The 21,367-nt window shown below is 72.4% G+C and carries 21 protein-coding genes; 9 read left to right on the top strand and 12 right to left on the bottom strand.

Annotation, left to right across the window (positions count from 1 at the left end; translation table 11 throughout):
• Positions 1-44: 44 nt before the first annotated feature.
• Positions 45-398, top strand: a complete 354-nt coding sequence (locus IFT90_RS13425; protein WP_192042719.1) for a PRC-barrel domain-containing protein — start codon at positions 45-47, stop codon at positions 396-398.
• A 143-nt stretch (positions 399-541) separates the two neighbouring features.
• Here the strand turns inward: IFT90_RS13425 and IFT90_RS13420 are convergent, their stop codons facing one another.
• The 7 genes from IFT90_RS13420 to IFT90_RS13390 all read right to left on the bottom strand — a co-directional run bounded on the left by IFT90_RS13420 (position 542) and on the right by IFT90_RS13390 (position 7,257).
• Positions 542-1,111 carry a manganese efflux pump gene (locus IFT90_RS13420; RefSeq protein ID WP_192042718.1) on the bottom strand — a complete coding sequence of 190 codons (570 nt, stop codon included), beginning with the start codon at positions 1,109-1,111 and terminating at the stop codon, positions 542-544.
• A 225-nt stretch (positions 1,112-1,336) separates the two neighbouring features.
• Entirely contained in the window at positions 1,337-1,894 is a 558-nt protein-coding gene (locus IFT90_RS13415; RefSeq protein WP_192042717.1) for an NAD(P)H-dependent oxidoreductase, read from the bottom strand.
• Between the two features lie 215 nt (positions 1,895-2,109).
• Positions 2,110-2,769, bottom strand: coding sequence for a hypothetical protein (locus IFT90_RS13410; protein ID WP_244644968.1), 660 nt, complete (start codon positions 2,767-2,769; stop codon positions 2,110-2,112).
• 168 nt (positions 2,770-2,937) lie between these two features.
• Positions 2,938-3,900 (bottom strand): D-isomer specific 2-hydroxyacid dehydrogenase family protein, encoded by a 963-nt coding sequence (locus tag IFT90_RS13405; protein ID WP_244644967.1) that lies wholly within the window; start codon positions 3,898-3,900, stop codon positions 2,938-2,940.
• A 200-nt stretch (positions 3,901-4,100) separates the two neighbouring features.
• Positions 4,101-4,949 (bottom strand): carbohydrate ABC transporter permease, encoded by an 849-nt coding sequence (locus tag IFT90_RS13400; RefSeq protein WP_123546807.1) that lies wholly within the window; start codon positions 4,947-4,949, stop codon positions 4,101-4,103.
• Complete coding sequence (locus tag IFT90_RS13395; RefSeq protein WP_192042716.1) at positions 4,949-5,926, bottom strand: carbohydrate ABC transporter permease; 978 nt, start codon at positions 5,924-5,926, stop codon at positions 4,949-4,951. The genes IFT90_RS13400 and IFT90_RS13395 overlap by 1 nt, the downstream gene beginning before the upstream one ends.
• On the bottom strand, positions 5,926-7,257 hold the full coding sequence (locus IFT90_RS13390) for an extracellular solute-binding protein (RefSeq protein ID WP_133737953.1): 1,332 nt from the start codon (positions 7,255-7,257) through the stop codon (positions 5,926-5,928). Before IFT90_RS13390 ends, IFT90_RS13395 begins: the two co-directional genes overlap by 1 nt.
• 417 nt (positions 7,258-7,674) lie before the next feature.
• Here IFT90_RS13390 and IFT90_RS13385 point away from each other — a divergent pair, with 417 nt between their 5' ends.
• From IFT90_RS13385 to IFT90_RS13350, 8 genes are all read left to right on the top strand, one after another.
• On the top strand, positions 7,675-8,826 hold the full coding sequence (locus tag IFT90_RS13385; RefSeq protein ID WP_192042715.1) for a type IV toxin-antitoxin system AbiEi family antitoxin domain-containing protein: 1,152 nt from the start codon (positions 7,675-7,677) through the stop codon (positions 8,824-8,826).
• Positions 8,823-9,518 carry a bifunctional 4-hydroxy-2-oxoglutarate aldolase/2-dehydro-3-deoxy-phosphogluconate aldolase gene (locus IFT90_RS13380; RefSeq protein ID WP_192042714.1) on the top strand — a complete coding sequence of 232 codons (696 nt, stop codon included), beginning with the start codon at positions 8,823-8,825 and terminating at the stop codon, positions 9,516-9,518. Before IFT90_RS13385 ends, IFT90_RS13380 begins: the two co-directional genes overlap by 4 nt.
• Entirely contained in the window at positions 9,515-10,558 is a 1,044-nt protein-coding gene (locus IFT90_RS13375; RefSeq protein WP_371812317.1) for a sugar kinase, read from the top strand. Before IFT90_RS13380 ends, IFT90_RS13375 begins: the two co-directional genes overlap by 4 nt.
• Before the next feature lie 116 nt (positions 10,559-10,674).
• A complete protein-coding gene (locus IFT90_RS13370; protein ID WP_192042713.1) occupies positions 10,675-11,310 on the top strand; it encodes an MOSC domain-containing protein in 636 nt (211 codons plus the stop codon).
• 111 nt (positions 11,311-11,421) lie between these two features.
• Positions 11,422-12,012 carry a PadR family transcriptional regulator gene (locus tag IFT90_RS13365; RefSeq protein WP_199861872.1) on the top strand — a complete coding sequence of 197 codons (591 nt, stop codon included), beginning with the start codon at positions 11,422-11,424 and terminating at the stop codon, positions 12,010-12,012.
• A 78-nt stretch (positions 12,013-12,090) separates the two neighbouring features.
• Positions 12,091-13,680, top strand: a complete 1,590-nt coding sequence (locus tag IFT90_RS13360) for an MFS transporter (RefSeq protein ID WP_192042712.1) — start codon at positions 12,091-12,093, stop codon at positions 13,678-13,680.
• A 299-nt stretch (positions 13,681-13,979) separates the two neighbouring features.
• A complete protein-coding gene (locus tag IFT90_RS13355; protein ID WP_192042711.1) occupies positions 13,980-15,122 on the top strand; it encodes an acyltransferase in 1,143 nt (380 codons plus the stop codon).
• Positions 15,123-15,351: 229 nt separating this feature from the next.
• Positions 15,352-15,705 (top strand): MmcQ/YjbR family DNA-binding protein, encoded by a 354-nt coding sequence (locus IFT90_RS13350; RefSeq protein WP_192042710.1) that lies wholly within the window; start codon positions 15,352-15,354, stop codon positions 15,703-15,705.
• Between the two features lie 227 nt (positions 15,706-15,932).
• Here IFT90_RS13350 and epsC read toward each other — a convergent pair whose 3' ends face one another.
• From epsC to IFT90_RS13325, 5 genes are all read right to left on the bottom strand, one after another.
• Positions 15,933-16,484 (bottom strand): serine O-acetyltransferase EpsC, encoded by a 552-nt coding sequence (epsC, locus tag IFT90_RS17110; RefSeq protein WP_192042709.1) that lies wholly within the window; start codon positions 16,482-16,484, stop codon positions 15,933-15,935.
• 1 nt (position 16,485) lies between these two features.
• A complete protein-coding gene (gene cysK, locus IFT90_RS13340) occupies positions 16,486-17,424 on the bottom strand; it encodes a cysteine synthase A (protein WP_192042708.1) in 939 nt (312 codons plus the stop codon).
• Between the two features lie 385 nt (positions 17,425-17,809).
• Positions 17,810-19,516, bottom strand: coding sequence for an FAD-binding oxidoreductase (locus IFT90_RS13335; RefSeq protein WP_371812316.1), 1,707 nt, complete (start codon positions 19,514-19,516; stop codon positions 17,810-17,812).
• Positions 19,513-20,529, bottom strand: a complete 1,017-nt coding sequence (locus tag IFT90_RS13330) for a lysophospholipid acyltransferase family protein (protein WP_192042707.1) — start codon at positions 20,527-20,529, stop codon at positions 19,513-19,515. Before IFT90_RS13330 ends, IFT90_RS13335 begins: the two co-directional genes overlap by 4 nt.
• Complete coding sequence (locus IFT90_RS13325; protein WP_192042706.1) at positions 20,526-21,347, bottom strand: SDR family oxidoreductase; 822 nt, start codon at positions 21,345-21,347, stop codon at positions 20,526-20,528. Before IFT90_RS13325 ends, IFT90_RS13330 begins: the two co-directional genes overlap by 4 nt.
• Positions 21,348-21,367: the final 20 nt, after the last annotated feature.

Raw genomic sequence — 21,367 nt, 5'->3', positions numbered from 1 at the left:
CCACACGCGTGCCGGCCCTGATCCGTGCAGCAGAGAGGGATGTCATGTTCGAAGCGGAGAACCTGCGCGACTGGATCGGCCTGCCGGTCGTCGACCCGAGCGGCGACAAGATCGGACAGCTCGAGAGCGTCTACTTCGACACGTCGTCGGACAGCCCGTCCTTCGCGACGGTCCAGACCGGCCTCGTGGGCAAGAAGCTCATCTTCGTGCCCCTCGACGGCGCGGTCGTCGCCCCGAAGCACCTCAAGGTCCAGTTCGACAAGAAGCTCGTCAAGGACGCGCCGTCCATCGACACCGACGGCGAGCTCGAGGCCTCGCAGGAGGCGGACGTCTTCGCCCACTACGGCCTCCCCTACGCGCTGGGCGCCGGCGGAGAGCGCCGGCTCGGCCGCCGCTGACGCAGGCTGCGGGACACGAGGAGGCGCGGTGCGACAGGCACCGCGCCTCCTGTCGTCCCCGACGTCGCGGTCCGCAGCCCGATGATCCGGGCCCGCGCCCCGTCATCCGGGTCACAGGCCACTGACCCGAGTGCGTGGCCTGGCTAGGCCAGCACTCCGAGGTGCTCGAGCAGGATGCTCGTGCCGATGAGGATCAGGACGACGCCGCCCGCGATCTCGGCCGGCTTGCCGAAGCGCGCTCCGACGCGGTGGCCGACGAGCACGCCGACGAAGGTGAGGACGGTCGTCGTCACGCCGATCAGGAGCACGGCCCAGCCGATGGACACCGGCAGGAACGCGAGGGTCACGCCGACGGCGAGGGCGTCGATGCTCGTGGCCACCGCGAGCAGCAGCAGTTCGCGGGTGGAGATCCGGTCGACGTCCTCGTCGTCGTCCGCGCCCTTCGTGAAGGCCTCCCAGAGCATCTTCGCGCCGATGAGGGCGAGGAGCCCGAAGGCGATCCAGTGGTCGAAGTCGGCGATGTAGCTCGCGAAGGCGGTGCCGAGCAGCCAGCCCGCGAGGGGCATCGCCGCCTGGAAGAGACCGAACGTCACGGCGATGACCGCGGCCCCGCGCACCGAGAACTGGCGCATGTGCAGACCCTTGCCCAGCGCGACGGCGAAGGCGTCGGCAGAGACGCCGAGGGCGATGAAGAGGAGGGCCCAGAAGCTCACGACGGGTCCTTTCGGTGGCGGCGACGGCGGGCGTCGTCGCCCCGGAACCTGTCGATCTTGGCACGCCGGAGGCGGCCGTGACGCCAGAAAAGACCTGATCAGACAACTTCGGGACGCCGAATTCGGGGTGTCGGGCGACCGCGTGGGAAAGCGGGCGAGACCGCGAGGGTCTCGCCCGCCTCCTGCTGGCTCGTCGCGCCCGCGACGACGCTCGCGAGGAGTCGACTACGCGGCGTCGCTGCGCGTCGACGCCACGACCGCGGACACGACCTCGGCGAGCTTCGCGACGACCTCGGCGTCGTCCTTGGGGTGCACCTCGGCGAAGCGGACGACCGAGCCGGGGATGGCCAGGGTCACGTCCTCGAGGACCTTCGCACCGGCGATGCCGAACGACTTGCGGGTCTCGTCCTGCGCCCACACGCCGCCGAACTGGCCGAACGCGCTGCCGATGACCGCGACCGGCTTGCCCGAGATCTGGCTCTCGCCGTAGGGACGCGAGGCCCAGTCGATCGCGTTCTTGAGGACGGCCGGGATGGTGCCGTTGTGCTCGGGCGTGACGACGAGCAGGGCGTCGGCGCCGCTGAGGGCGCTGCGGAACGCCACGGCCGCCTCCGGACGGGCACCGTCCACGTCGATGTCCTCGTTGTAGAACGGCAGATGCGCGATGCCGTCGTAGACGCTCAGGGTGACGCCCTCAGGGGCGTTCAGCACCGCGGTCTCGGCGATCTGCTTGTTGGTGGATCCGGCGCGCAGGCTGCCGACGAGGACGAGGACGGTGGTCATGGGGTCTCCTTGGTGAAGGGGTGCGGTGGGTGCAGCGGGTAGGTGACGCGTCATGCACGTGCACGGAGGACGACCTGCAGGAGGCACGGGATATTCCCGGGTACCGCTGCGGGACGCGGCCCGGCCCTCGCCGCGCGCATCGTCGCGGGGGTGCCGCGCGCCGCCTCCATCCAGGCAGCGCGCGTCGTCGCGGGGCCGCCGCACGCCTCCTCGGCTCAGGCAGGGCGGCGGATCGTGCTCACGACGTCGACCAGGCTGGGCCGCGCGGGCGCCGAGCCGAACCCGAAGCGCACGGGCGGCGACAGCGGCGCGATCGAGCCGAGGTCGACGCCGTCGCGGACGGCCGTGACGGCGGCGAGGTCGCGCACCAGCGTGACGCCGTAGTACTCGCGGCGGCCTCCGCCCGCGGTGCCGGCCGTGCGGGCGCCGCGGACGAGCACGCGGGCGACGGGGTCGACGAGGGTGAGCCACGCCGGCCGGGTCGCGAGGCCGCGCGGGACCAGCCGCAGCAGCACGCCGAGCCACGAGATCGGCCCGACGGCGAGCGTCACCTCGAGGTCGCCCGCCGTCACGGCGATGCCGCCGTCGACCCGGCGCCGGGCGACCGGGACGACCCGCACCTCGTCGAACGAGTAGGTCGACGAGACGTACTCGGCGACCTCGTCCGACGGCGCCAACAGGAGGCGGTGGCCAGCCGCGTCCTCGATCATCACGTCGGCGAAGCGGCCGAGCGGCGACTCGTCCCACATGCCGATGACGACACGGGTCCCGGAGGCCGTGCCGAAGCCCGCGATGCGGCCGCGGAAACGGTCGTCGGGGGCGCGCGGCGGGCGGTGCCGGCCGAGAGCGGGCAGAACGGGACGGGGACGGCGCATGGGGGCGACGGTACGCGGACCGAGACGTCGAGCATTCAGGCGGCTGGGGCCGGACGGCCCGTGCTCACCTGCACGCCGACGCCGTCGACGTGTCCGCCTCCTGATCCCTCGACGGGGTCGCTCCCGGCGGGGCGGCAGGCCGCGGGCCCGCGGCCCTGCGAGCAGGGGTCAGTACCCGGCGTCGACGTCCACGACGCCGACGGGCTGTCCGCCGTCGGCGAGCGCCCGGATGTTCTCCTCGACCCGGGCCTGGAACAGCGGCTCGGTCATCGCGTTCGTGTTCGCCTGGTGCGGGGTGATCAGCGCCCGAGGCTCGTCCCAGAGAGGGTGCCCGCCGGGCAGCGGCTCGGGGTCGACCACGTCGAGGCCGGCTCCGCCGATCTCGCCCGCGGCGAGCGCCGCCACCAGCGCGTCGGTGTCGACGAGGGGCCCTCGGGCGATGTTCACGAGCACGGCCGTCGGCTTCATGGCCTCGAGCTCGGCCCGGCCCACGATCTTGGCCGTGCCGTCGGTGAGGGCCGCCGCGACCACGACGACGTCCATGTCGGGCAGCACCTCGGCGAGACGCTCGGACGTGATGGTGCGCACGGCACCCGGGACCTCGCGAGGCGTCCGCACGACCATCGTCACCTCGACGTCGAACACCCCCAGCAGCCTCAGCAGCTCGGTGCCGATGCCGCCCGCACCGATGATCAGCACACGCGCCCCGTTCAGCGAGATGCCGCGCTGCTCCTGCTCCCAGGAGACCGCACGGGCTCGGAGGGGCAGCGAACGCAGGGTCGCCAAGGTCAGCGCGAGCGCGTGCTCGGCCACCGGCGCGCTGTAGGCGCCCTTCGCGCTGGTGAAGACGAGCCCGTCGCGGCGGGTGGCCCTCATGGTCTCGACGTACGAGTCCACGCCCGCGCTCGGCAGCTGCACGACCGAGACGGCGGGGTGCTCGTCGATCGCCCGTCGGAGCTCGGCCTGGTCGACGCGGCCGCCGACCACGATCATGCGTGTCTCGTCGCCGAGCGCGACCGCCCTGGCGCCGGTCGCCTCGACGGCGCGCATCGCAGGGTCGACGCCCCAGGCGTCGCCGCCCCCTCCGGACGAGTCACGGGCGGGGAGGACGGTCACGGCGATGTCGTTCATCGGCCCAACCTACCGATGTGCCGGGGAGGCGCCCGGGGCCGGGCGGGGCAGGGCAGCGCAGGCACGGCGGCGCCAGCGGGCGCACAGCCGTCGAGGACTCAGGCGACGACGACGACGCACCGGCCTCGGGGCCGGCCCTGCGACGCCGACCGCCTCGGGTGCCTGAGTCCTCGACGCGACCGGGCCCGCGCCTCCTCGTCTCAGCCCTTGACCGCCCCCGAGGTCAGCCCGGAGACGATCGAGCGGCGGAAGATCAGCACCAGGATCACGATGGGCACGGTCGCCGAGACCGACGCCGCGAAGATCGCCCCGTACGGCACGGTGAACTGCGTGCCGAAGAGCGCGATGCCGACCGGGATCGTGCGGAACGACGTCTCGCTGTTGAAGGTGAGCGCCATGAGGAACTCGCTCCACGAGGCGGTGAAGGTGAAGACGCCGACCGTGAAGAGGCCCGGCTTCGACATGGGCAGGATGACGGAGAACACGGTGCGGAGGGGCGAGGCGCCGTCGATCTCGCTCGCCTCCTCGATGGTGGTGGGGATGCCGGCGAGGTAGTTGCGCATGATCCAGATGGCGAAGGGCAGGTTGAACGCGACATACGGGATGATCAGGCCGGGGTAGCTGTTGAGTAGGCCGAGCTGCCGCTCGATCAGGTAGATCGGCGTCAGGACCGCGATCGCGGGGAACACGGACAGCATCAGGAGGGTCGTCATGATCGTGGTGCCGCCCTTGAGCTTGCGGCCGGTGAGCGCGTAGCCCGCGAAGAGCGCGAGCCCGAGGACGAGCACCGTGGTGCTGACGGCCACGATCACGCTGTTGAGCATGTAGACCGCGAGGTCGTTCGAGACGAACGCGGTGACGTAGTTCTCGAGCGTCCAGGTCTGGGGGACGACCGTGGGAGGCGACGCCGCGACCTCGGGAGCCGTCTTGAACGACGACACCACGAGCCAGTAGAGCGGGATCGCCGTCACGAGGGCGATGAGCACGCCGCCGATGTTGACCACGTTGACCCAGCGGCGCCAGCCGCGGCGGATCTTGGTGCGAGCCATCAGTCGACTCCCTTCGCCTGGTTGCGGAACGCCCTGAGGAACAGCAAGCAGCCGAGGCCGACGATCAGGGCGGTCGACGTGGCGATCGCGGCTCCCGGGCCGATGTTGATGTCCTGGAAGAGCACCTTGTAGCCCATGATCGCGAGGGTCTGGGTCGAGGTGCCGGGGCCTCCCTGGGTGAGGACGAACGGCAGGTCGAAGACGCCGAACGCCTGCAGCACGCGGAACAGCACGGCGATCGTGAACGTCGGCAGCAGCTGCGGCATCACGACGCGCCAGAAGGTCGACCACGCGCTCGAGCCGTCGAGCTCGGCGGCCTCGTACTGCTCGTCGGGGATCATCACGAGCCCCGCGAGCAGGATGATCGCGACGAACGGCGTGGTCTTCCAGATGTCGGCGACCATGAGGGCGGCCGCGGCGCTGACCGGTTCGCCGAGGATCACGGGCGGGCTGTCCGTGACCAGGGCGATCCCCCACGTGGCGATGCCGTAGGTCGAGTCGTAGATGTACTTCCAGAGCTGCGCGGAGACGATGGTGACGAGCGACCACGGGATCAGCAGCAGGGCGAGCATCCAGCCCCGCGTCACGCCGAGCCGCTCGAGCACGAGTGCCGACAGCATGCCGAGCACGAGCTCGATCGTCACCGTGACGACCGTGTAGAGGATCGTGAAGCCGAGGGCGCGGTACCAGTCCTGGCTCTGCAGCAGGGCGCCGTAGTTGGCGAGCGTGTACTCCTCGACCTGGAACCCGTCGTAGTCGATCGTGACCCGCGCGAAGCTGAGCACGACCGAGTAGATCACCGGGAACACGGTCACCAGCAGGATGACGAGCAGGGCCGGGCTGGCGAAGAGCCACGCGGCACGGTTGCGGGTGTGCGCCAGCGAGGTGCGCGCTGAGCGTTCAGGCGTCGGCGGCCCCGTGGTCGTCGAGAGGGCGGTGTCCTGGCGGGGCGTCGTCGTCTCCTCCTGAACGCTCATCACAGGGCCTGCCCGGCGAGCGCCACGTCCATCTGCCGCTGCATCCGGCTCGTGCCCGTCTCGACGGCCGACTGCCCGGCGGCGATCGAGTTCGCGTTGACGTAGATGCCCTGCGAGACCTTCGGGTAGAAGGCGGTCGCGGTCGGCCTCGGCACGAGCGTGTAGTCGGCCGCGATCTCGTACTGCGGCTTGGCCGCGGCCTTCGCGTCGGGGCTCGTCAGCGACGCGGTCCGCGCCGGGATCACGCCGCCCTCGCGCACGATCAGCTGTTGCGCGTCCTCGTCGGCCAGCCACCGCGCCCACGCCAGGGCCGCGGCCGGCTTCGCGGTGTGCGGGTTGATGTAGCTGCCCCAGCCGCCGATCGTCGTGTGCGTCTCGTCCGTGCCGTCGAACCCGGGCCGCGACCGGATGCCGATCTTGCCCGCGACGCTCGAGGCGTCGGGGCTGTTCGCGGTGTCGTACGCGTACGACCAGTTGCGGAGGAACGCCGCCCGCCCCGTCGTGAAGGCGTCCAGGCTCGCCTGCTCGATGTACGTCAAGGAGGCGCGGGGCGTCACGCCCTCGGAGACCAGCGAGGCCATGAACTCCAGCCCGCGTCGCGCCTCCGAGCTCGTCGCCGTGGACTCGGTCACGTCCTCGTCGGTGAAGCGGCCGCCGGCGTCGGCCACGAACTCGACCGCGTTGCACGTCATGCCCTCGTAGACGTTGCCCTGGAAGACGAAGCCGTAGTCGACGTCGCCCGTGTCGATCAGCGCCTTGCTCGTCTCGACCACCTCCTCCCACGACCCCGGCACCTGGAAGCCGTGCTTGTCGAGGAGGTCCTGCCGGTAGACCAGGAACGAGTTGTCGATGTAGACGGGGAACATGTAGTACTCGCCGTCGACGCTCGCGGCGGAGCGGAGGCCCTCGGGGTACTGGTCCCAGAAGTCGTCCGGGACGAGCGTGCTGAGGGGCGTGGCGAGGGAGTTCTCGGCGAACTGGCCGGGCCAGGCGATGTCGCCGTGGATGACGTCGGGGCTCTGCGAGCCGGCCGCGATCTGGGTGGTCAGGGTCGTGCGGTTCGTGTCGGTGTCGGCAGGCGCCGCGACGAGGTTGATCCGAACGTTCGGGTACTGCTTGTTGAACTCCTCGATCAAGCGAGGGCGGAGGTCGCCGCCCTCGTTGGTGGCGATGTTGGCGCTCCACCAGTCGATCGTGACGGGCTCGTCGCCCACCTCGGTCGGCCAGTCGCCGATCTCGGTCCGCTCGGCGCGGGGTGCGCAGCCCGCGAGCGCCGCGACTCCTGCCAGTCCCGCCGCCCCCGCGAGCAGCCCCCTGCGGTCGATCTGCATGCGTCCTCCTCGACGTGTCGATCGTGCGCGACGGCCGCTGGTCTCCCGTGACCGCGCCCTTCCACCCTAGGAACCGGCTCGACGGGGAGTCAAGGGCGCCGAGAGCGCCGGGGGCGCGTGAGCGCCCCTCGCGCGCCCCTCGGATGCCGTCGCCGCCGGGGTGCGGTCGGCGTGCGGTCGGGGTGCGGTCGGGGTGCGGTGGGGGTGCGGTCGACGGATCAGGACACGCTGTCGGTCACCGGGTCACGGCGCGCCGAGCCGGGGTCGGACGGGCGCCGGGACCTGACTCGTCGACAGCACGGCCCCACGGGGATGTCGGGTCGGCGATCCCTCCTCAGCCCGCCGACGAACCACGGCCGTCCCCAGCGGGCCGCCGACCCTCGGCAGCGAGGACGTGCGCCGCGCGACAGTGTCGGCATGCACGTCAGCACCCTCACCGACATCGTCAGCGACGCCGGGGGCTTCGCCACCCGCCAGCAGCTCCGCCGGGCCGGCGCGACGGATCGCGACCTCACCCGGGCCGTGCGGTCGGGCGACCTCCATCGGCCGCGCCTCGGCTGGTACAGCAACCTGCCCCTCGACGACGACCGCGTCACGGCGGTCCGGGTCGGCGGGCGCCTCACGGGCGCCTCCGCCCTGTTCCACCTCGGCGGATGGATGTGGGATCGTCCCGACACGGTCTGCGTCTCCGTCCCGCCCCACGCCGCGCGGCTCCGCCGGTGTCGACGGTCACGGGTCGTGTGGGATCCGGTCGCCGTCCGGGAACGGGGCGGCGTGGCCGTCGTCTCGATCGCGGACGCCCTCGTCCGAGCAGTCCTCGAGGAGGACTTCGAGATCGCGGTCGCGCTCTGCGACTGGGCCCTCCACCAGGGGCGCGTCTCGGATGCCGAGTTCTCCGGGGTCCTCGACCGTCTGCCCGCCGACGCCCGCGGCATCGCCGACTGGGTCGACGCCGACAGCGAGAGCATCCTCGAGAGCGTCGTGCGCACGCGGCTCCGGAGGGCGGGCTTCCACGTCACCTCGCAGGTGCCCGTCGGCTTCGGCCGCCACACCGACCTGGTCGTGAACGGTGTGCTCGGAGTCGAGACGGACGGGCGCAAGTGGCACACCGACCGGTTCGACGCCGACGTCAGCAAGGACATGGCGACCTTCATCCGCCGGCGGATCCCCGTGCACCTGAGCTACGAGCTGATCGCGGAGCACTGGGACACCGTCCTGGCCGCGATCGAGGCGGCAGTCCTGATGCACCGTGACGGGACGGCTGCCGGGCCCGTGCCGCCGACACATACGCGCGTCCGCGACGGCCTGTCGACCGGACGGACCCCCGGTCCGGGCCGAGGGCGGGACGAGGCGACCGGACGACGGTCGACGCACGGACGCTCGCGACCTGGCCGACGGTGGCGTCTGCCACGTCGTCGGCCCGACGAGGCACATCACAGCTGGGCCCGCCGCAGGGAGCTCGCCGAGCGGCGCCGACCTCTGGTCCGGGCCGCACGCGGGTCAGCCCTTTCCCCCGCCTCCGGTCATACTGGTCATGACCACCGCACCGGCGCGAAGGACTCACGATGACCGTCAGCAGCACGTCCACGGCCGCTCAGGCCCTGACCGGACCAGGCGGCCGGACGCCTGCCTCGGCTGCTCTCCGAGGATCGCGCGTCATCGCCGTGCTCCGAGCGCCCACAGCCGGCGAGCTCGAGCCCGTGGTCGAGGCCCTCGTCCGCGGAGGCATCCAGAGCATCGAGCTGACGCTCACGACGCCCGGCGTCCTGGCCGTTCTGCCCGAGCTCGCCCGTCGCTTCGCCGACGCCGCCGAGATCGGCCTGGGGACCGTCACCACGGTCGAGCAGGGCCTGTCCGCCGTCGACCACGGCGCCGCCTACGTCGTCACGCCGATCACGTCGTCGGCCATCGCCGCCGCGGTCACGAGTCGTGGCGTGCCCTTCTACCCCGGCGGCCTCACGCCGACCGAGCTCTGGTCGAGCTGGGCGTCGGGCGCCACAGCGGTCAAGCTCTTCCCCGCCTCGACGGTGGGGCCCGGCTACCTGGGGCAGCTGCGCGGCCCCTTCCCGGACCTGGAGGTCGTGCCGTCAGGCGGCATCGAGCTCGACGACGTCCCGGCGTGGATCCGCGCGGGCTCGCTCGCCGTGAGCCTCGGCGGTCCGCTCCTGCGTGACGCCTTCGCCGGAGGCGCTGCGAGCGCCCTCGAGGAGCGCGCACGCCGCGTCGTCGGGCTGGCCCTCGAGGCCGGGGAGGCGCGGTGACGGACGCGACCGCCGCCTCCTCGAGCTCGACCAGGCGGCCACGGGTCGTCACGCTCGGCGAGACCATGGGGCTGCTGTCGAACACGCAGCCGGGGCCGCTCGCCCACGCGAGCACGATGCAGCTCGGCATCGGCGGCTCGGAGTCCAACGTCGCGATCGGCCTGAGCAGGCTCGGCGTGGACGTGATCTGGTTCGGCCGAGTGGGCGACGACTCCGTCGGCCGTCTCGTCGCTCGGGAGATCCGCGCCGAGGGCGTCGACGCCCGGGTCACGATCGACGACGGCGCGGCGACCGGCCTGATGATCAAGGAACGTCGGACCTCGACCTCGCAGAGCGTCACCTACTACCGGGCCGGGAGCGCCGGATCGCGTCTGTCGGCCGACGATCTCGACGAGGCGGCCATCGCCTCGGCGGACGTGCTGCACGTGACCGGCATCACGCCGGCTCTCTCCGACTCGGCGGCGCAGGCGGTCCGTCGAGCCGCCGACGTCGCCCGTGAGGCGGGTGTCCTGGTGTCGTTCGACGTCAACTACCGGCGCGCCCTGTGGTCGACGGACGACGCCGCGACGTTCTGCCGGGAGTTCGCAGCCGGCTGCGACGTGCTGTTCGCCGGAGAGGACGAGGCCGCGATGCTGCTCGGACCAGCCGCGACGGCGTCGTTCGCGACCGACGCTGCCGCCGGTTCGCCCTCCGATGCCGCTGCCGCTGCCGCCCGCGCCGTGCTCGCGCGCGGCCTCGCCGAGCTCGGTCCGCGGCAGGCCGTCGTCAAGTGCGGTGCGGACGGTGCCGTGGCGATGATCGACGGCCAGTTGGTCACTCAGGAGGCCGTGTCGATCGTCGCCCACGACACGGTCGGGGCCGGAGACGCGTTCGTCGCGGGCTACCTCGCCGAGCTCGCGGCCGAGAACGACGCACCGACGCGCCTGCAGACCGCCGCGACGGTCGGGGCGTTCGCCTGCTTGGCGGCCGGCGACTGGGAGGGCCTGCCCCGACGGTCCGAGCTGGGGCTGCTGCACGCCCGCGAGGCAGTCACGCGCTGACGAGCGCTGTCACGCTCGCAGCCTCGAGGCGCGCCGTCGTCGTCGCACCGTCTCTCGAGCGCCCGCCGGTCGCCGTCCGTCTTGTCGAGGGTCGTGGTCTCGGGCACGATGGATCCATGCCCCACGTCACTGCGATCTGCCGCGTCCACGCCTTGCTCGAGGACTCCGGCAGCGTCGGCGTGACCGCGATCGACAAGCGACCGGTCGAGGGTCCGGTGCCCGTCCGCAAGCTCGGCCTGAGGGGTGACGTCCAGGCCAGTCGTGCCCACCACGGCGGCGAGGACAAGGCCGTGTACGCCTTCGCGGACGAGGACGCCGACCACTTCGCCGACCTCCTCGGCCGTGAGGTGCTTCCCGGCTCGTTCGGCGAGAACCTCCGCACGTCGGGCCTCGACGTCACCGGCGCCGTCATCGGCGAGCGGTGGGCCGTCGGCGAGCGTCTCGTCCTCGAGGTGACCATGCCGCGGACTCCGTGTGCCACGTTCGCACGTCGACTCGGCGAACGGGGCTGGGTGCGTCGGTTCCAGGAGGAGGGCAGGCCCGGTGCTTACCTCAAGGTGGTCGTCGGCGGCGAGATCTCGGCGGGCGACGACCTCCGCGTCGTCTCGCAGCCCGAGCACGGCGTCACCATCGGCGAGTGCTTCGCCGGGCTCGCTCCTGAGCGCGCCGCGCTGCTGTTGAGCGATCAGGAGTCGCCGTCGCTCGCGCCCGTGATGCGCGACGTCGCCGAGCTCGCCGCGTCCCGCGCCTGAGTCCTCGACAGCGTCCGGTCTCCTCGAGGCCCGCGACGCCCGCGGTGACGCCGAGGTTGCGCGCACTGCACGATATTTGACGAGAACGACTACTCGTGCGAGAGTACCTCGGTGTCCTCCATCCGCCTCTTCGTGCTCGACTCGTTCGCGCGCCACGGCGAGATGCACGGGCACCAGCTCAAGCTCCAGGCCGAGCAGGAACACGTGCACCAGTGGACCGACATCTCGGTCGGCGGGCTCTACGGCGCCCTCAAGCGCCTCGCCGCCGAGGGCCTGCTCGCCCCCGTCCGCACCGAGCGCGAGGGAAACTTCCCCGAGCGACAGGTCTGGGCGATCACCGACGAGGGCCGCGCGGCCCTCGCCGACTCCCGCCGGCACGCGCTCGAGACCGTCGTGCTGCGGCCCGACCCCTTCGACCTCGCGCTGACCCGCGTCGACCCCGACGCCATCGACGACCTGGTCGGCACGGTCCACGAACGTCGCGGGGCAGTCCGTCGCCTCCTCGACGACGAGATCGAGCACCACCGTCGCGCCAGCCCCTATCTCTCCGTCGCCGAGAAGCACGCGATGGCGCACCGAGAGCACCGGCTCCGCGCCGAGCTCGCCTGGCACGACACGCTCGTCGACGCGCTCCCCGAGATCGTCGCCGACGAGGAGGCGGGGGCCAGGCACGCACTGACCCCCGGCTCCCCCGGTCGGTAGCGACCGCCTCCTCGACTCCCGTCTCCCTCTTCCGGCCACCCGCCGGGCACCCGACCCTGCCCCCTGAAAGGCACCTCCATGACCGACGCCACCGCCCGGGCAGCCGCCCCGGCGCCCGCCATCCCCCGCCAGTCGTGGCTCGCCCTGTCGGCGCTGCTGCTCGGCATGTTCATCGCCCTGCTGGACACGACGATCGTCAACGTCGCGCTGCCGACGATCAGGACGAACCTCGACGCCTCCGAGTCGACCCTCTCGTGGATCATCTCGGGCTACGCGCTGGCCTTCGGCCTGACGCTCATCCCGGCCGGGCGCATCGGCGACCGCATCGGGCACAAGTGGGTCTACTTCTCGGGCGTGCTGCTCTTCACCCTCGCGAGCCTCGCCTGCGGCGTGGCCACGAGCGACCACCAGCTCGTCGTGTTCCGCGTCGTGCAGGGGCTCGCGGGCGGCATCTTCGTGCCGGCCGTGACGGCGTTCATCCAGCTGCTGTTCCCGGGGCGGTCGCGCGGCAAGGCCTTCGCCATCATGGGAGCCGTCATCGGCGTCTCGTCGGCCCTCGGGCCGATCATCGGCGGGCTGCTCATCCAGGCGTTCGGCGACGAGCACGGCTGGCGTCTCGTGTTCTTCGTGAACCTGCCCTTCGGCATCATCACGCTGATCGCGGCCGCCGTGCTGCTCCCCCGTCGTGACGAGTCCGTGCCTCGCCCCGACCGCGGGCTCGACTGGTTCGGCCTTCTGCTCGTGTCGGCGGCGTTCGTCGCGCTGCTCGTCCCGCTGATCCAGGGGCAGGACGAGGGCTGGCCCCTCTGGACCTACCTGAGCATCGCCGGCGGCCTCGTGCTGCTCGCGCTGTTCGGCCTGTGGGAGGTGGCCTACACCCGCCGAGGACGCACGCCGCTGGTGCCCCCCAAGCTGTTCTCCCACCCGCAGTTCACGGGCGGCGTCGTCCTGGCCCTCGTGTACTTCGCGGCCTTCACCAGCATCTTCTTCACGATCTCGCTGCTCTGGCAGTCGGGCCTCGGGAACAGCGCCCTCGCCTCCGGCGCCGTCGCCATCCCGTTCGCGGTCGGAAGCATCATCTCGTCGTCGCAGAGCAACCAGCTCGCCCAGAAGCTCGGCCGCAACGTGCTGGTGCTCGGGACGGCCCTCGTCACGATCGGGCTCGGGGCGATGTGGATCCTCCTCCTCGTCGTCGAGCCGGCCGACCTCACCAACTGGATCCTGCTGGTCCCGCTGCTGGTCGCCGGCCTCGGGAACGGCTTCTTCATCGCCCCGAACGTCCAGTTCATCGTGGCCACGGTCGACCCGCAGGACGCCGGCTCGGCCAGCGCCGTGATCTCCGCCATCCAGCGCATCGGCTCGGCGGTGGGCATCGCCATCATCGGCAGCGTGCTCTTCGGGTCGCTGCCCGGCGGCCGCGAGCTGGCGACGGCGGCTGGTCGCGCCGCGGGCTTCACCGACGCCTCCGCCGCGGCCATGGGAGTCAGCGCGGCGTTCGCGCTCGTCGCCTTCGCGCTGGTGTTCGCCCTGCCGCGACGGGTCGGCTACGGCCGCCCCTCGGGAGCCGGATCCGGGGCCGGAGGAGACGCCGCATCCGCAGCAGACGCGGGTCCGGGAGCGGGCAGCCACGGCGGCTCGGGCAAGCACGCCGGGGCGCCCTCGGCCTGACGCGCCGCGCGCGCACCTCGCGACGGCACGCCACGCCTCGCCTCGCCTCGGCACGTGGGACACGCAGGGCGTCGACGACTCAGGAGTCGTCGACGCCCTGTCGTCGTCCCGGCAGGCTCCCTGCTAGCTCTCGCCACCTCCTCCTGAATCGTCGACGCGCTCGACGCGCTCGACCGGCTCGACACGCTCCACACGCTCGACGTGCCTGCCGCCTGACGCACCTGTCCGCCCAGCGCACCCCGCCGCCTCGGGGTGACCGCACCCGGGCAGATCGGAGGTCCGCCAGGCAGACTGGCCCGATGCCCCTCGCCTCTCCGACGACATCGACGCGCCGCGACCGCGTCCTGCCGCTCGACGGCCTGCGCACGGTCGCCATCGCCTTCGTGGTGCTCTACCACCTGCACGTGCCCGGCTTCGGCAGCGGATTCGTGGGCGTCAACGTCTTCTTCGTGCTCTCCGGCTACCTCATCACGACGCTGCTGCTCGGCGAGCACGCCCGCACGGGCCGCATCCGCCTGGGCCGCTTCTGGGTGAGGCGGATCCTGCGCCTGTACCCGACCCTGCTCGCCGTGGTGGTGGTCGGCGTCGCCCTGTGGTGGCTGATCGGCGACTACCAGGGCTCGACCATGAGCGCCCTCGGCGCGGCCGCGGTCGCGCTCACCTACACGGGCAACGTCGCCCGCTCGTTCTTCGGTGAATCGCAGGGCGTGTTCTCGCCCATGTGGAGCCTCTCGATGGAGGAGCAGTTCTACATCGTCTGGCCGCCCCTCCTCATGCTCCTCATCGCGGTCGTCGCCACCCGCCGGGTCATGGTGTCCGTGCTCGGCGCGCTCGTCGTGGCCTCCGTGGTGGCGTCGGGCTTCCTCTTCGAGGCGCCCGGGGGCGGGTCGACGCCCGACATCTACTTCAGCCCGGTGCTGAACGTGGCCCCGCTGTTGCTCGGCTGCGGACTGGCGCTCGTGATGGGCTCCGAGAAGGGGCAGGCGCTGTTCCGAGGCCGCCTCGGCAGCGTCGCCACCTGGGTCGGCCTCGCCGGCGTCGTCGGCTCCCTGGCGGCGATCGGCAGCGGCTGGCAGCAGAACGTGACGACCTTCACCGTGATGTTGCCCGGCGTCGCGATCGCGTCGGCACTGCTGATCGGCGGCCTCGTCTCCCGACCGTCGCTCCCCGCCCGGGTGCTCTCGCTCAGCCCCGTGGCCTGGTTCGGCCGGGCGCTCTCGTACCCGATCTACCTGTGGCACGTCGTCTTCATCGCCCTCATCACCCCCGTCGTCCCCGGGGCGCTCGGCATCGTGGCCGTGATCGCCGCGTCCGTCGTGACGGCGTACCTCTCGCACCGCTTCGTCGAGGGGCCGGCCCTCCGTCTCAAGGACCGCCTCGGCACGTCCGCCAAGGAGGCGCGGAGCACGACAGCAGCAGAGCGCGAGCTCACGAACGCCTGACGGTCGGCAGTGCTCGACGCGGCACGGCTGGCACGGCCGGGCCTGCACGGCACAGCCGGCACGGCTGACACGGCACTGCTGGCCACCTCATCGCGCGGCTCCGCGGGCGATCGCGACTCACGGTCGCCGACTCGTCCCGTTGCTCGGACACGGGCGACGCGGATGCGCGGACGTACGTGCCCGCGGCAGGCTCAGGCTGGGCATCTGCCGCGCATGGCATCCTGGGCCCATGCCGACGACGACTGAGCAGGTGCAGGCGATCTGCGCCGAGCAGCCCTCTGCCGAGCTGACGTTCCCGTTCGGGCTCGAGATCGCCGTGTACAAGGTGCGCGGCAAGATCTTCGCCCTCGTGCCCGTCGACGCCGAGAGGCCGTCCGTCTCGCTCAAGGCGGTTCCGGAGCACGCCGAGCAGCTGCGCGCCGAGCACCCCGAGATCACCCCGGGGTGGCACCTCAACAAGCGGCACTGGATCACGCTCGACCTGTCGGGCGACCTTCCCGCGACCATGGTCGAGGACCTCGTGGGCAACTCGTACGACCGCGTGGTCGCGGGCATGCCGAAGGCACGGCGCCCGCTCGTGTAGGCGGCCGCCCCGCGGCGCAGCGGTGCCGTCGTCCGTCACGTCGTCACGTCGTCACGTCGTCACGTCGTCACGTCGTCACGTCGTCGCGTCGTCGCCGTCGAGGACTCAGGCGGACGACGACGACCTGCGCCGCCCAGCCGGGCCCCGAGTCCAGCGTCGACGCCGGCACCTGAATCCCCGACGCGGAGACGGCGAGGCGCACGAGCAGCGCCAACGACAGCAGCGAGCTAGCGCCGCCGCGGCCGTGCGACGGCGGGCACGCCGACCGCGACCGACCCGGGCGGCACGTCGTGCGTGACGACCGCGCCCGCGCCGACGACGCTGTCCGCACCGACCACGACCCCGCCGAGCACCGCCGCGCCCGCGCCGATCGTGACGCCGCGCTCGAGCGTCGGGTGCCGACGCCCGGCGACGCCGCGGCCGCCCTTGCCCCCGAGGGTCACCCCGTGGAACAGCGTGCAGTCGTCGCCGACGACCGCCGTCTCGCCGACGACCGTCCCCATCCCGTGGTCGATGAAGAGCCGTCGCCCGAGCACGGCCCCCGGGTGGATCTCCACTCCGGTCGCCGTCCGCGCGACCTGCGACAGCACCCGGGCGACGAACCGCGAGCCGAGGAGGCGCGGCACGCCTCCCGCACGCCACAGCCGGCTGGTCAGGCGGTGCGCCCAGACCGCGTGCAGCCCCGAGTAGACGAGTGCCGTCTCGAGCCGTCCGCGGGCCGCGGGATCGCGTCGCCGGACGGTGGCGAGGTCCTCGCGGAGCCGCGCGACCAGCCGCACGCTAGGCGTCCGCGAGGTCCTGGAACAGCACCGTCGAGAGGTAGCGCTCACCCGTGTCGCAGACGATCGCGACGATGCGCTTGCCGGCGTTCTCGGGGCGGGCGGCGATCTCGAGGGCGGCGTGCACGATCGCGCCCGACGAGATGCCGGAGAGGATGCCCTCCTTCGTGCCGAGGTCCCGAGCGACGCGCAGGGCGTCGTCGAGCTGAACGGGGAAGACCTCGTCGATCTGCGACCGGTCGAGCACCTCCGGCACGAAGTTCGCGCCGATGCCCTGGATCTTGTGCGGTCCGGCCTTGCCCTCGCTGAGCAGCGGCGAGTCGGCGGGCTCGACGGCGACGACCTTCACGCCCGGCACCTCCTCGTGGAGCACCTGGCCGACGCCCGTGATCGTGCCGCCGGTCCCGACGCCCGCGACGAAGAAGTCGATCGCGCCGTCGGTGTCGCGGATGATCTCGCGCGCCGTCGTGCGGCGGTGGATCTCGGCGTTCGCCAGCGTCTCGAACTGCTGGGCCCAGACGGCGCCCTCGGTCTCGTCGACGATCTGCTTCGCGCGCTCGACGGCGCCGCGCATGCCCTCGCCGCCCGGGGTCAGGACGACCTCGGCGCCGTACGCCTTGATCAGGGTGCGGCGTTCGACGCTCATCGTCTCGGGCATCGTGATCACGACGCGGTAGCCGCGGGCGGCGCCCACGAGGGCGAGGGCGATGCCGGTGTTGCCGCTCGACCCCTCGACGATCGTGCCGCCGGGCTGCAGCTGGCCCGACGCCTCGGCCGCGTCGACGATGGCGACGCCGAGACGGTCCTTGACGCTGGCGCCCGGGTTGTAGAACTCGAGCTTCACGACGACCTCGGCGCCGCCGGGCACCGCCAGGCGGTTGAGGCGCACGAGGGGCGTGTCGCCGAAGGCGGAGGTGATGTCGTCGTGGATGCCGGTCATGCGCGTCTCTTCCGTGAGGTGGGTCGGTACGTACGAACAGACCTCAGTGTAGGCAGCGGGCCTGCGCCGCCGCCCCAGATGACGCCCGGCGGCGGACCGTCGACGCGTCGGCTCGGGCGGACCGTCGACGCGTCGGCTCGAGCGGACCGTCAGTGCGTCGACGACTCAGGAGACGGAGGAGGCGCGGCCCGGCCCGCCGAGGACGCTGCGGACCTGACGACGCCCGCACCTGAGTCCTCGACACGAGTGCGCGACGCGACAGCGCAGCCGCGCGACGCACAACGCGAGCGCGCAGCCGCACGGTGCGACGGCGCGACAGCGCGACGCCCCGCCGCACACGAGGTGCGACGGGGCGCCGAGCCCGAGTGACGGGCGAGAAGCGGGCCTACGCGCCGGTGACCTTGCCCGGGTTGAAGACGCGCCCCGGGTCCGCCGAGTCGAACAGCCCCTGCATGACGGCGACGCCCTCGGGCGAGACGTCCTGGGCCAGCCAGGGCTGGTGCTCCAGGCCGACCCCGTGGTGGTGCGACACGGTCGCGCCGGTGTCGATGAACGCCTGCTGGATGGCGTGCTTCACGACGTCGTACTCCGCCTCGGCCTGCTCGCCGTGCTCGAAGGCGAACGTGAAGTAGAGGCAGGCGCCCGAGTGGTACGAGTGCGACAGGTGCCCCATGATCCAGCCCTGGACGCCGATCTGGTCGAAGGCCTGGTTGGCGGCGGCGTAGACGCGCGACGACACGGCGCGCAGCTTCGACCAGGGCGCGGCGGTCTCGGAGACGTCGGCCGCGCCTCCGTGATCCATGAAGAAGTCGCGCAGGTAGGGCGTGTCGAACTTCTTCTGGTCGTAGAGCTTGCCCGGGCCCTTGCCGACGCCCATGCCCTTGTTCGCCTTGACGATCTTGGCGACGGCCTTCTGGGTCTGGGCGACGTGCTCGGGGCTGCCCTCGTAGCCGATGAACGACAGGCACATCGCGTCGACGTCCCAGCCCTTCGCCTTGAGCACCTTCGGCAGCGCGTCGTTGACGACCTTCGAGATGCCCGTGCTCGCCTTCGAGGTCGCGAACGAGAACGCCGTCTCGTGGGCGTCCGAGACACGGGTCACCGACGGACGCGCGTCGCTCTCGGCGATGGCCTGCATGGCGGCCAGGCCGTCGTGCCACGACGGGAACAGGTAGGCGAGGATCTCGCGCTTCTCGGGCAGGCGGTGCACCTGGGCGGTGACCTCGGTGATGACGCCGAGGCGCCCCTCCGAGCCGATGATCATCTCGCGCAGCGAGGGCCCGGTGGAGGCGCTCGGCACGGCGCGGATCGCGAGGACTCCCCCGGGGCGCACGACGCGCAGCCCCTTGGTGATGTCCGCGATGTCGCCGTACTTGTCGCTCTGCATGCCGGAGGAGCGGGTCGCGACCCAGCCCCCCATGGTCGAGTGCGTGAAGCTGTCCGGGAAGTGGCCGAGGGTCCAGCCGCGCGCGTTCAGCTGCTCCTCGAGGTCGGGGCCCTGGCCGCCGGCCTGGATGCGGGCGAGGCCGCCGTCCTCGTCGATGTCGAGCACCTTCGAGAGGCGGCCCATGTCGAGCGAGACCACGGTGCGCTCCTCGGTCGGCATCGGCTCGAGGCTGCCGACGATGTTGCTGCCGCCGCCGAAGGGGATCAGCACGACGTCGCTCGCGACGGCGAGGTCGACGATCTGCTGCACCTCGGCCTCGTCGGCGGGGTAGACCACCAGGTCGGGCACGCGCTCGAGGATGCCCGCGCGGATGCGGATCAGGTCGCGGATGCTCTTGCCGTAGGTGTGCACGACGCGGTCGTGGTCGCCCTGGTCGACGTGCTCGGGCCCGACGATCTGCACGAGCGAGTCGATCACCTCGGCCGAGGCGCGCGACGCGGGCACGGTCAGCTGGGCGAAGTCGAGGCCCGTGTCGTGCTGGCCCTGGGTCAGCTCGACGCCGACGATCTTCTTCACGAAGGGGGCGAACCCGGGCTTGTCCTCGTGGTGGAACGCGACGCCCTCGACCCCCCAGCCCCACCACTTCATGTGGGCGACGCCGTGGTCGGCGGCCGTGGTCTGGGGCTTGTTCTGGACGTCGGTCACGGTCGTGCTCCTTCAGAGGGGTGTTCGGGGCCCAGGATGCGGGCGGTGTTCGCGTCCTTGAGACGCAGGATCTCGGCGCGGAGCCGAGCGGAGAAGTCGAGGGGGGTCTCGCCGGGCTCGGGACGCATCGGGTCGCCGAACGCGACGCCGACGGGCAGCCGGCCGGGTCGCGGCCAGCTCGAGCCGCGCGGGTGCGCGATGTGCGCCCCGATCAGCGCGAGCGGGATGATCGGGACGTCGCAGGCGGCGGCGAGCGCCGCGGCACCGGGCTTGAAGGAGGCGACGGTGCCGTCCTTGGACCGCGTGCCCTCCGGGAACACCAGCACCGGGTAGCCGCGCTCGAGCAGCGAGCGGGCGCTGACGGTCGGCTGGCCGGCGCGGCGGCGGGCGGCGACCTTGGCGGCGGCCTTGCGGCGCGCCGCGGACGGGATCGCCGTCGCGCCCGTCGAGGGGTGCGCGGCCGCGGCGGCGGCTGCGGCTGCCACGGCCCCCGGCGCCTGGGGCGTCGGCGACCCGGGCGTGCCCGCCGGGGTCGCGGTCGACGACCCGCGCTGCACGGGGAACGCGTTGAAGAACAGCTCGGTCAGCTTGCGGCGCCACGGCACGTCGAAGAAGTAGTCCGCGGCGGCACCGGTGGCGAGGTAGCGGGCGAGTCGCCGTGGCAGGGCGCCGAGGATGAGCGGCGCGTCGAGGTGGCTCGAGTGGTTGGCGACCACGATGAAGCCGCCCTCGACGCCCTTGAGCCGGTCGCGGTCGATGACGGTGACGCTCGTGATCGACCAGATCGTGGGCTTGAGGACGACGCGCTGGGCGACGTAGCGGGCCATCGCGTGGCCGCGCGAGCTGAAGCGGTCCTTGACGTCGACGGCGGCGCGGGCCACGGCGTCGCGGCGCGGGCGAGCCGCACGAGCGTCGGCGGCGGCGGACGACGACGCAGCGGACGACGAGGAGACGGACTCCGCCTCGGCGGCCTGCTCGGTCTCGTCGGGTCGCTCGTCGCGCGCCACCGTCACCGCTCCACCGGAGCGTCCGTGCCGGCAGCACCGCCGGCGACGGCGTCCGCGGGCGCACGGCGGCTCGACGAGATCGCGCCGGACACGGCGCGCACGGCGCTGCCCGGGGCGTGCTTGACCAAGCCGATCAGCACCTTGTACCGAAGCGTGGGCATGGACACCACCTTGCCTCTCTCGACGTCGCGCAGGCACGCGGACACCAGTCGTTCGGCGCTGAGCCACATCGAGTTGGGTATGGACGACGCCCGGATCCCGGCGCGCTGATGGAACTCCGTGCGCACCCACCCCGGCTGCAGCACCGTGACGCCCACGCCGGTGCCCTTCAGCTCGACCGCGAGGCCCTCGCTGAACGAGTTGACCCACGCCTTGATCGACGAGTAGCTGCCCATCGCCATGAAGCCCGCGACGCTGCCGACGTTGACGATGTGGCCGGAGCCACGGAGGCGCATCGCGCGCCCCGCGGACGCCGACAGCACCAGCACGCTCCGCACCATCACCTCGAACGCCCGGTCGTGCACGGCCGTGTCCGTGCTCGTGAGCGGCTCGTGCACGCCGAAGCCGGCGTTGTTGACGAGCAGGTCGACGGGACGGTCCACCTCGGCGAGCCGGGCGGCCACCCGGTCGACGTCGGCACGGTCGCCGAGGTCGGCGGAGAGCACCTCGACGTCGCGTCCGAGGGCCCTCAGCTCGAGGGCGGTCAGGTCGAGTCGGGCGGGGTCGCGGGCGACCAGGACGAGGTCCCAGCCGCGGGCGGCGAGTTGACGGGCGAATTCGGCTCCGATGCCGGACGTGCCCCCGGTGACGAGCGCTGTTGCCATGCCGCTTACGATACGGTCTT

The organism is Frigoribacterium sp. CFBP 8766 (genome assembly GCF_014841435.1).
GTDB lineage: Bacteria > Actinomycetota > Actinomycetes > Actinomycetales > Microbacteriaceae > Frigoribacterium.
The sequence above is the reverse complement of the archived record's forward strand: the minus strand, read 5'-3'. Positions and strand labels throughout refer to the sequence as shown.

Bases quoted from the DNA above. Each gene is read 5' to 3' on its own strand.
- IFT90_RS13360 (WP_192042712.1), top strand. From the start codon at position 12,091: ATGACCGACGCCACCGCCCGGGCAGCCGCCCCGGCGCCCGCCATCCCC.
- IFT90_RS13350 (WP_192042710.1), top strand. From the start codon at position 15,352: ATGCCGACGACGACTGAGCAGGTGCAGGCGATCTGCGCCGAGCAGCCC.
- IFT90_RS13425 (WP_192042719.1), top strand. From the start codon at position 45: ATGTTCGAAGCGGAGAACCTGCGCGACTGGATCGGCCTGCCGGTCGTC.
- IFT90_RS13415 (WP_192042717.1), bottom strand. From the start codon at position 1,894: ATGACCACCGTCCTCGTCCTCGTCGGCAGCCTGCGCGCCGGATCCACC.
- IFT90_RS13395 (WP_192042716.1), bottom strand. From the start codon at position 5,926: ATGAGCGTTCAGGAGGAGACGACGACGCCCCGCCAGGACACCGCCCTC.
- IFT90_RS13400 (WP_123546807.1), bottom strand. From the start codon at position 4,949: ATGGCTCGCACCAAGATCCGCCGCGGCTGGCGCCGCTGGGTCAACGTG.
- IFT90_RS13410 (WP_244644968.1), bottom strand. From the start codon at position 2,769: ATGCGCCGTCCCCGTCCCGTTCTGCCCGCTCTCGGCCGGCACCGCCCG.
- IFT90_RS13385 (WP_192042715.1), top strand. From the start codon at position 7,675: ATGCACGTCAGCACCCTCACCGACATCGTCAGCGACGCCGGGGGCTTC.
- cysK (WP_192042708.1), bottom strand. From the start codon at position 17,424: ATGACCGGCATCCACGACGACATCACCTCCGCCTTCGGCGACACGCCC.
- IFT90_RS13405 (WP_244644967.1), bottom strand. From the start codon at position 3,900: ATGAACGACATCGCCGTGACCGTCCTCCCCGCCCGTGACTCGTCCGGA.
- IFT90_RS13390 (WP_133737953.1), bottom strand. From the start codon at position 7,257: ATGCAGATCGACCGCAGGGGGCTGCTCGCGGGGGCGGCGGGACTGGCA.
- IFT90_RS13355 (WP_192042711.1), top strand. From the start codon at position 13,980: ATGCCCCTCGCCTCTCCGACGACATCGACGCGCCGCGACCGCGTCCTG.
- IFT90_RS13380 (WP_192042714.1), top strand. From the start codon at position 8,823: ATGACCGTCAGCAGCACGTCCACGGCCGCTCAGGCCCTGACCGGACCA.
- IFT90_RS13325 (WP_192042706.1), bottom strand. From the start codon at position 21,347: ATGGCAACAGCGCTCGTCACCGGGGGCACGTCCGGCATCGGAGCCGAA.
- IFT90_RS13370 (WP_192042713.1), top strand. From the start codon at position 10,675: ATGCCCCACGTCACTGCGATCTGCCGCGTCCACGCCTTGCTCGAGGAC.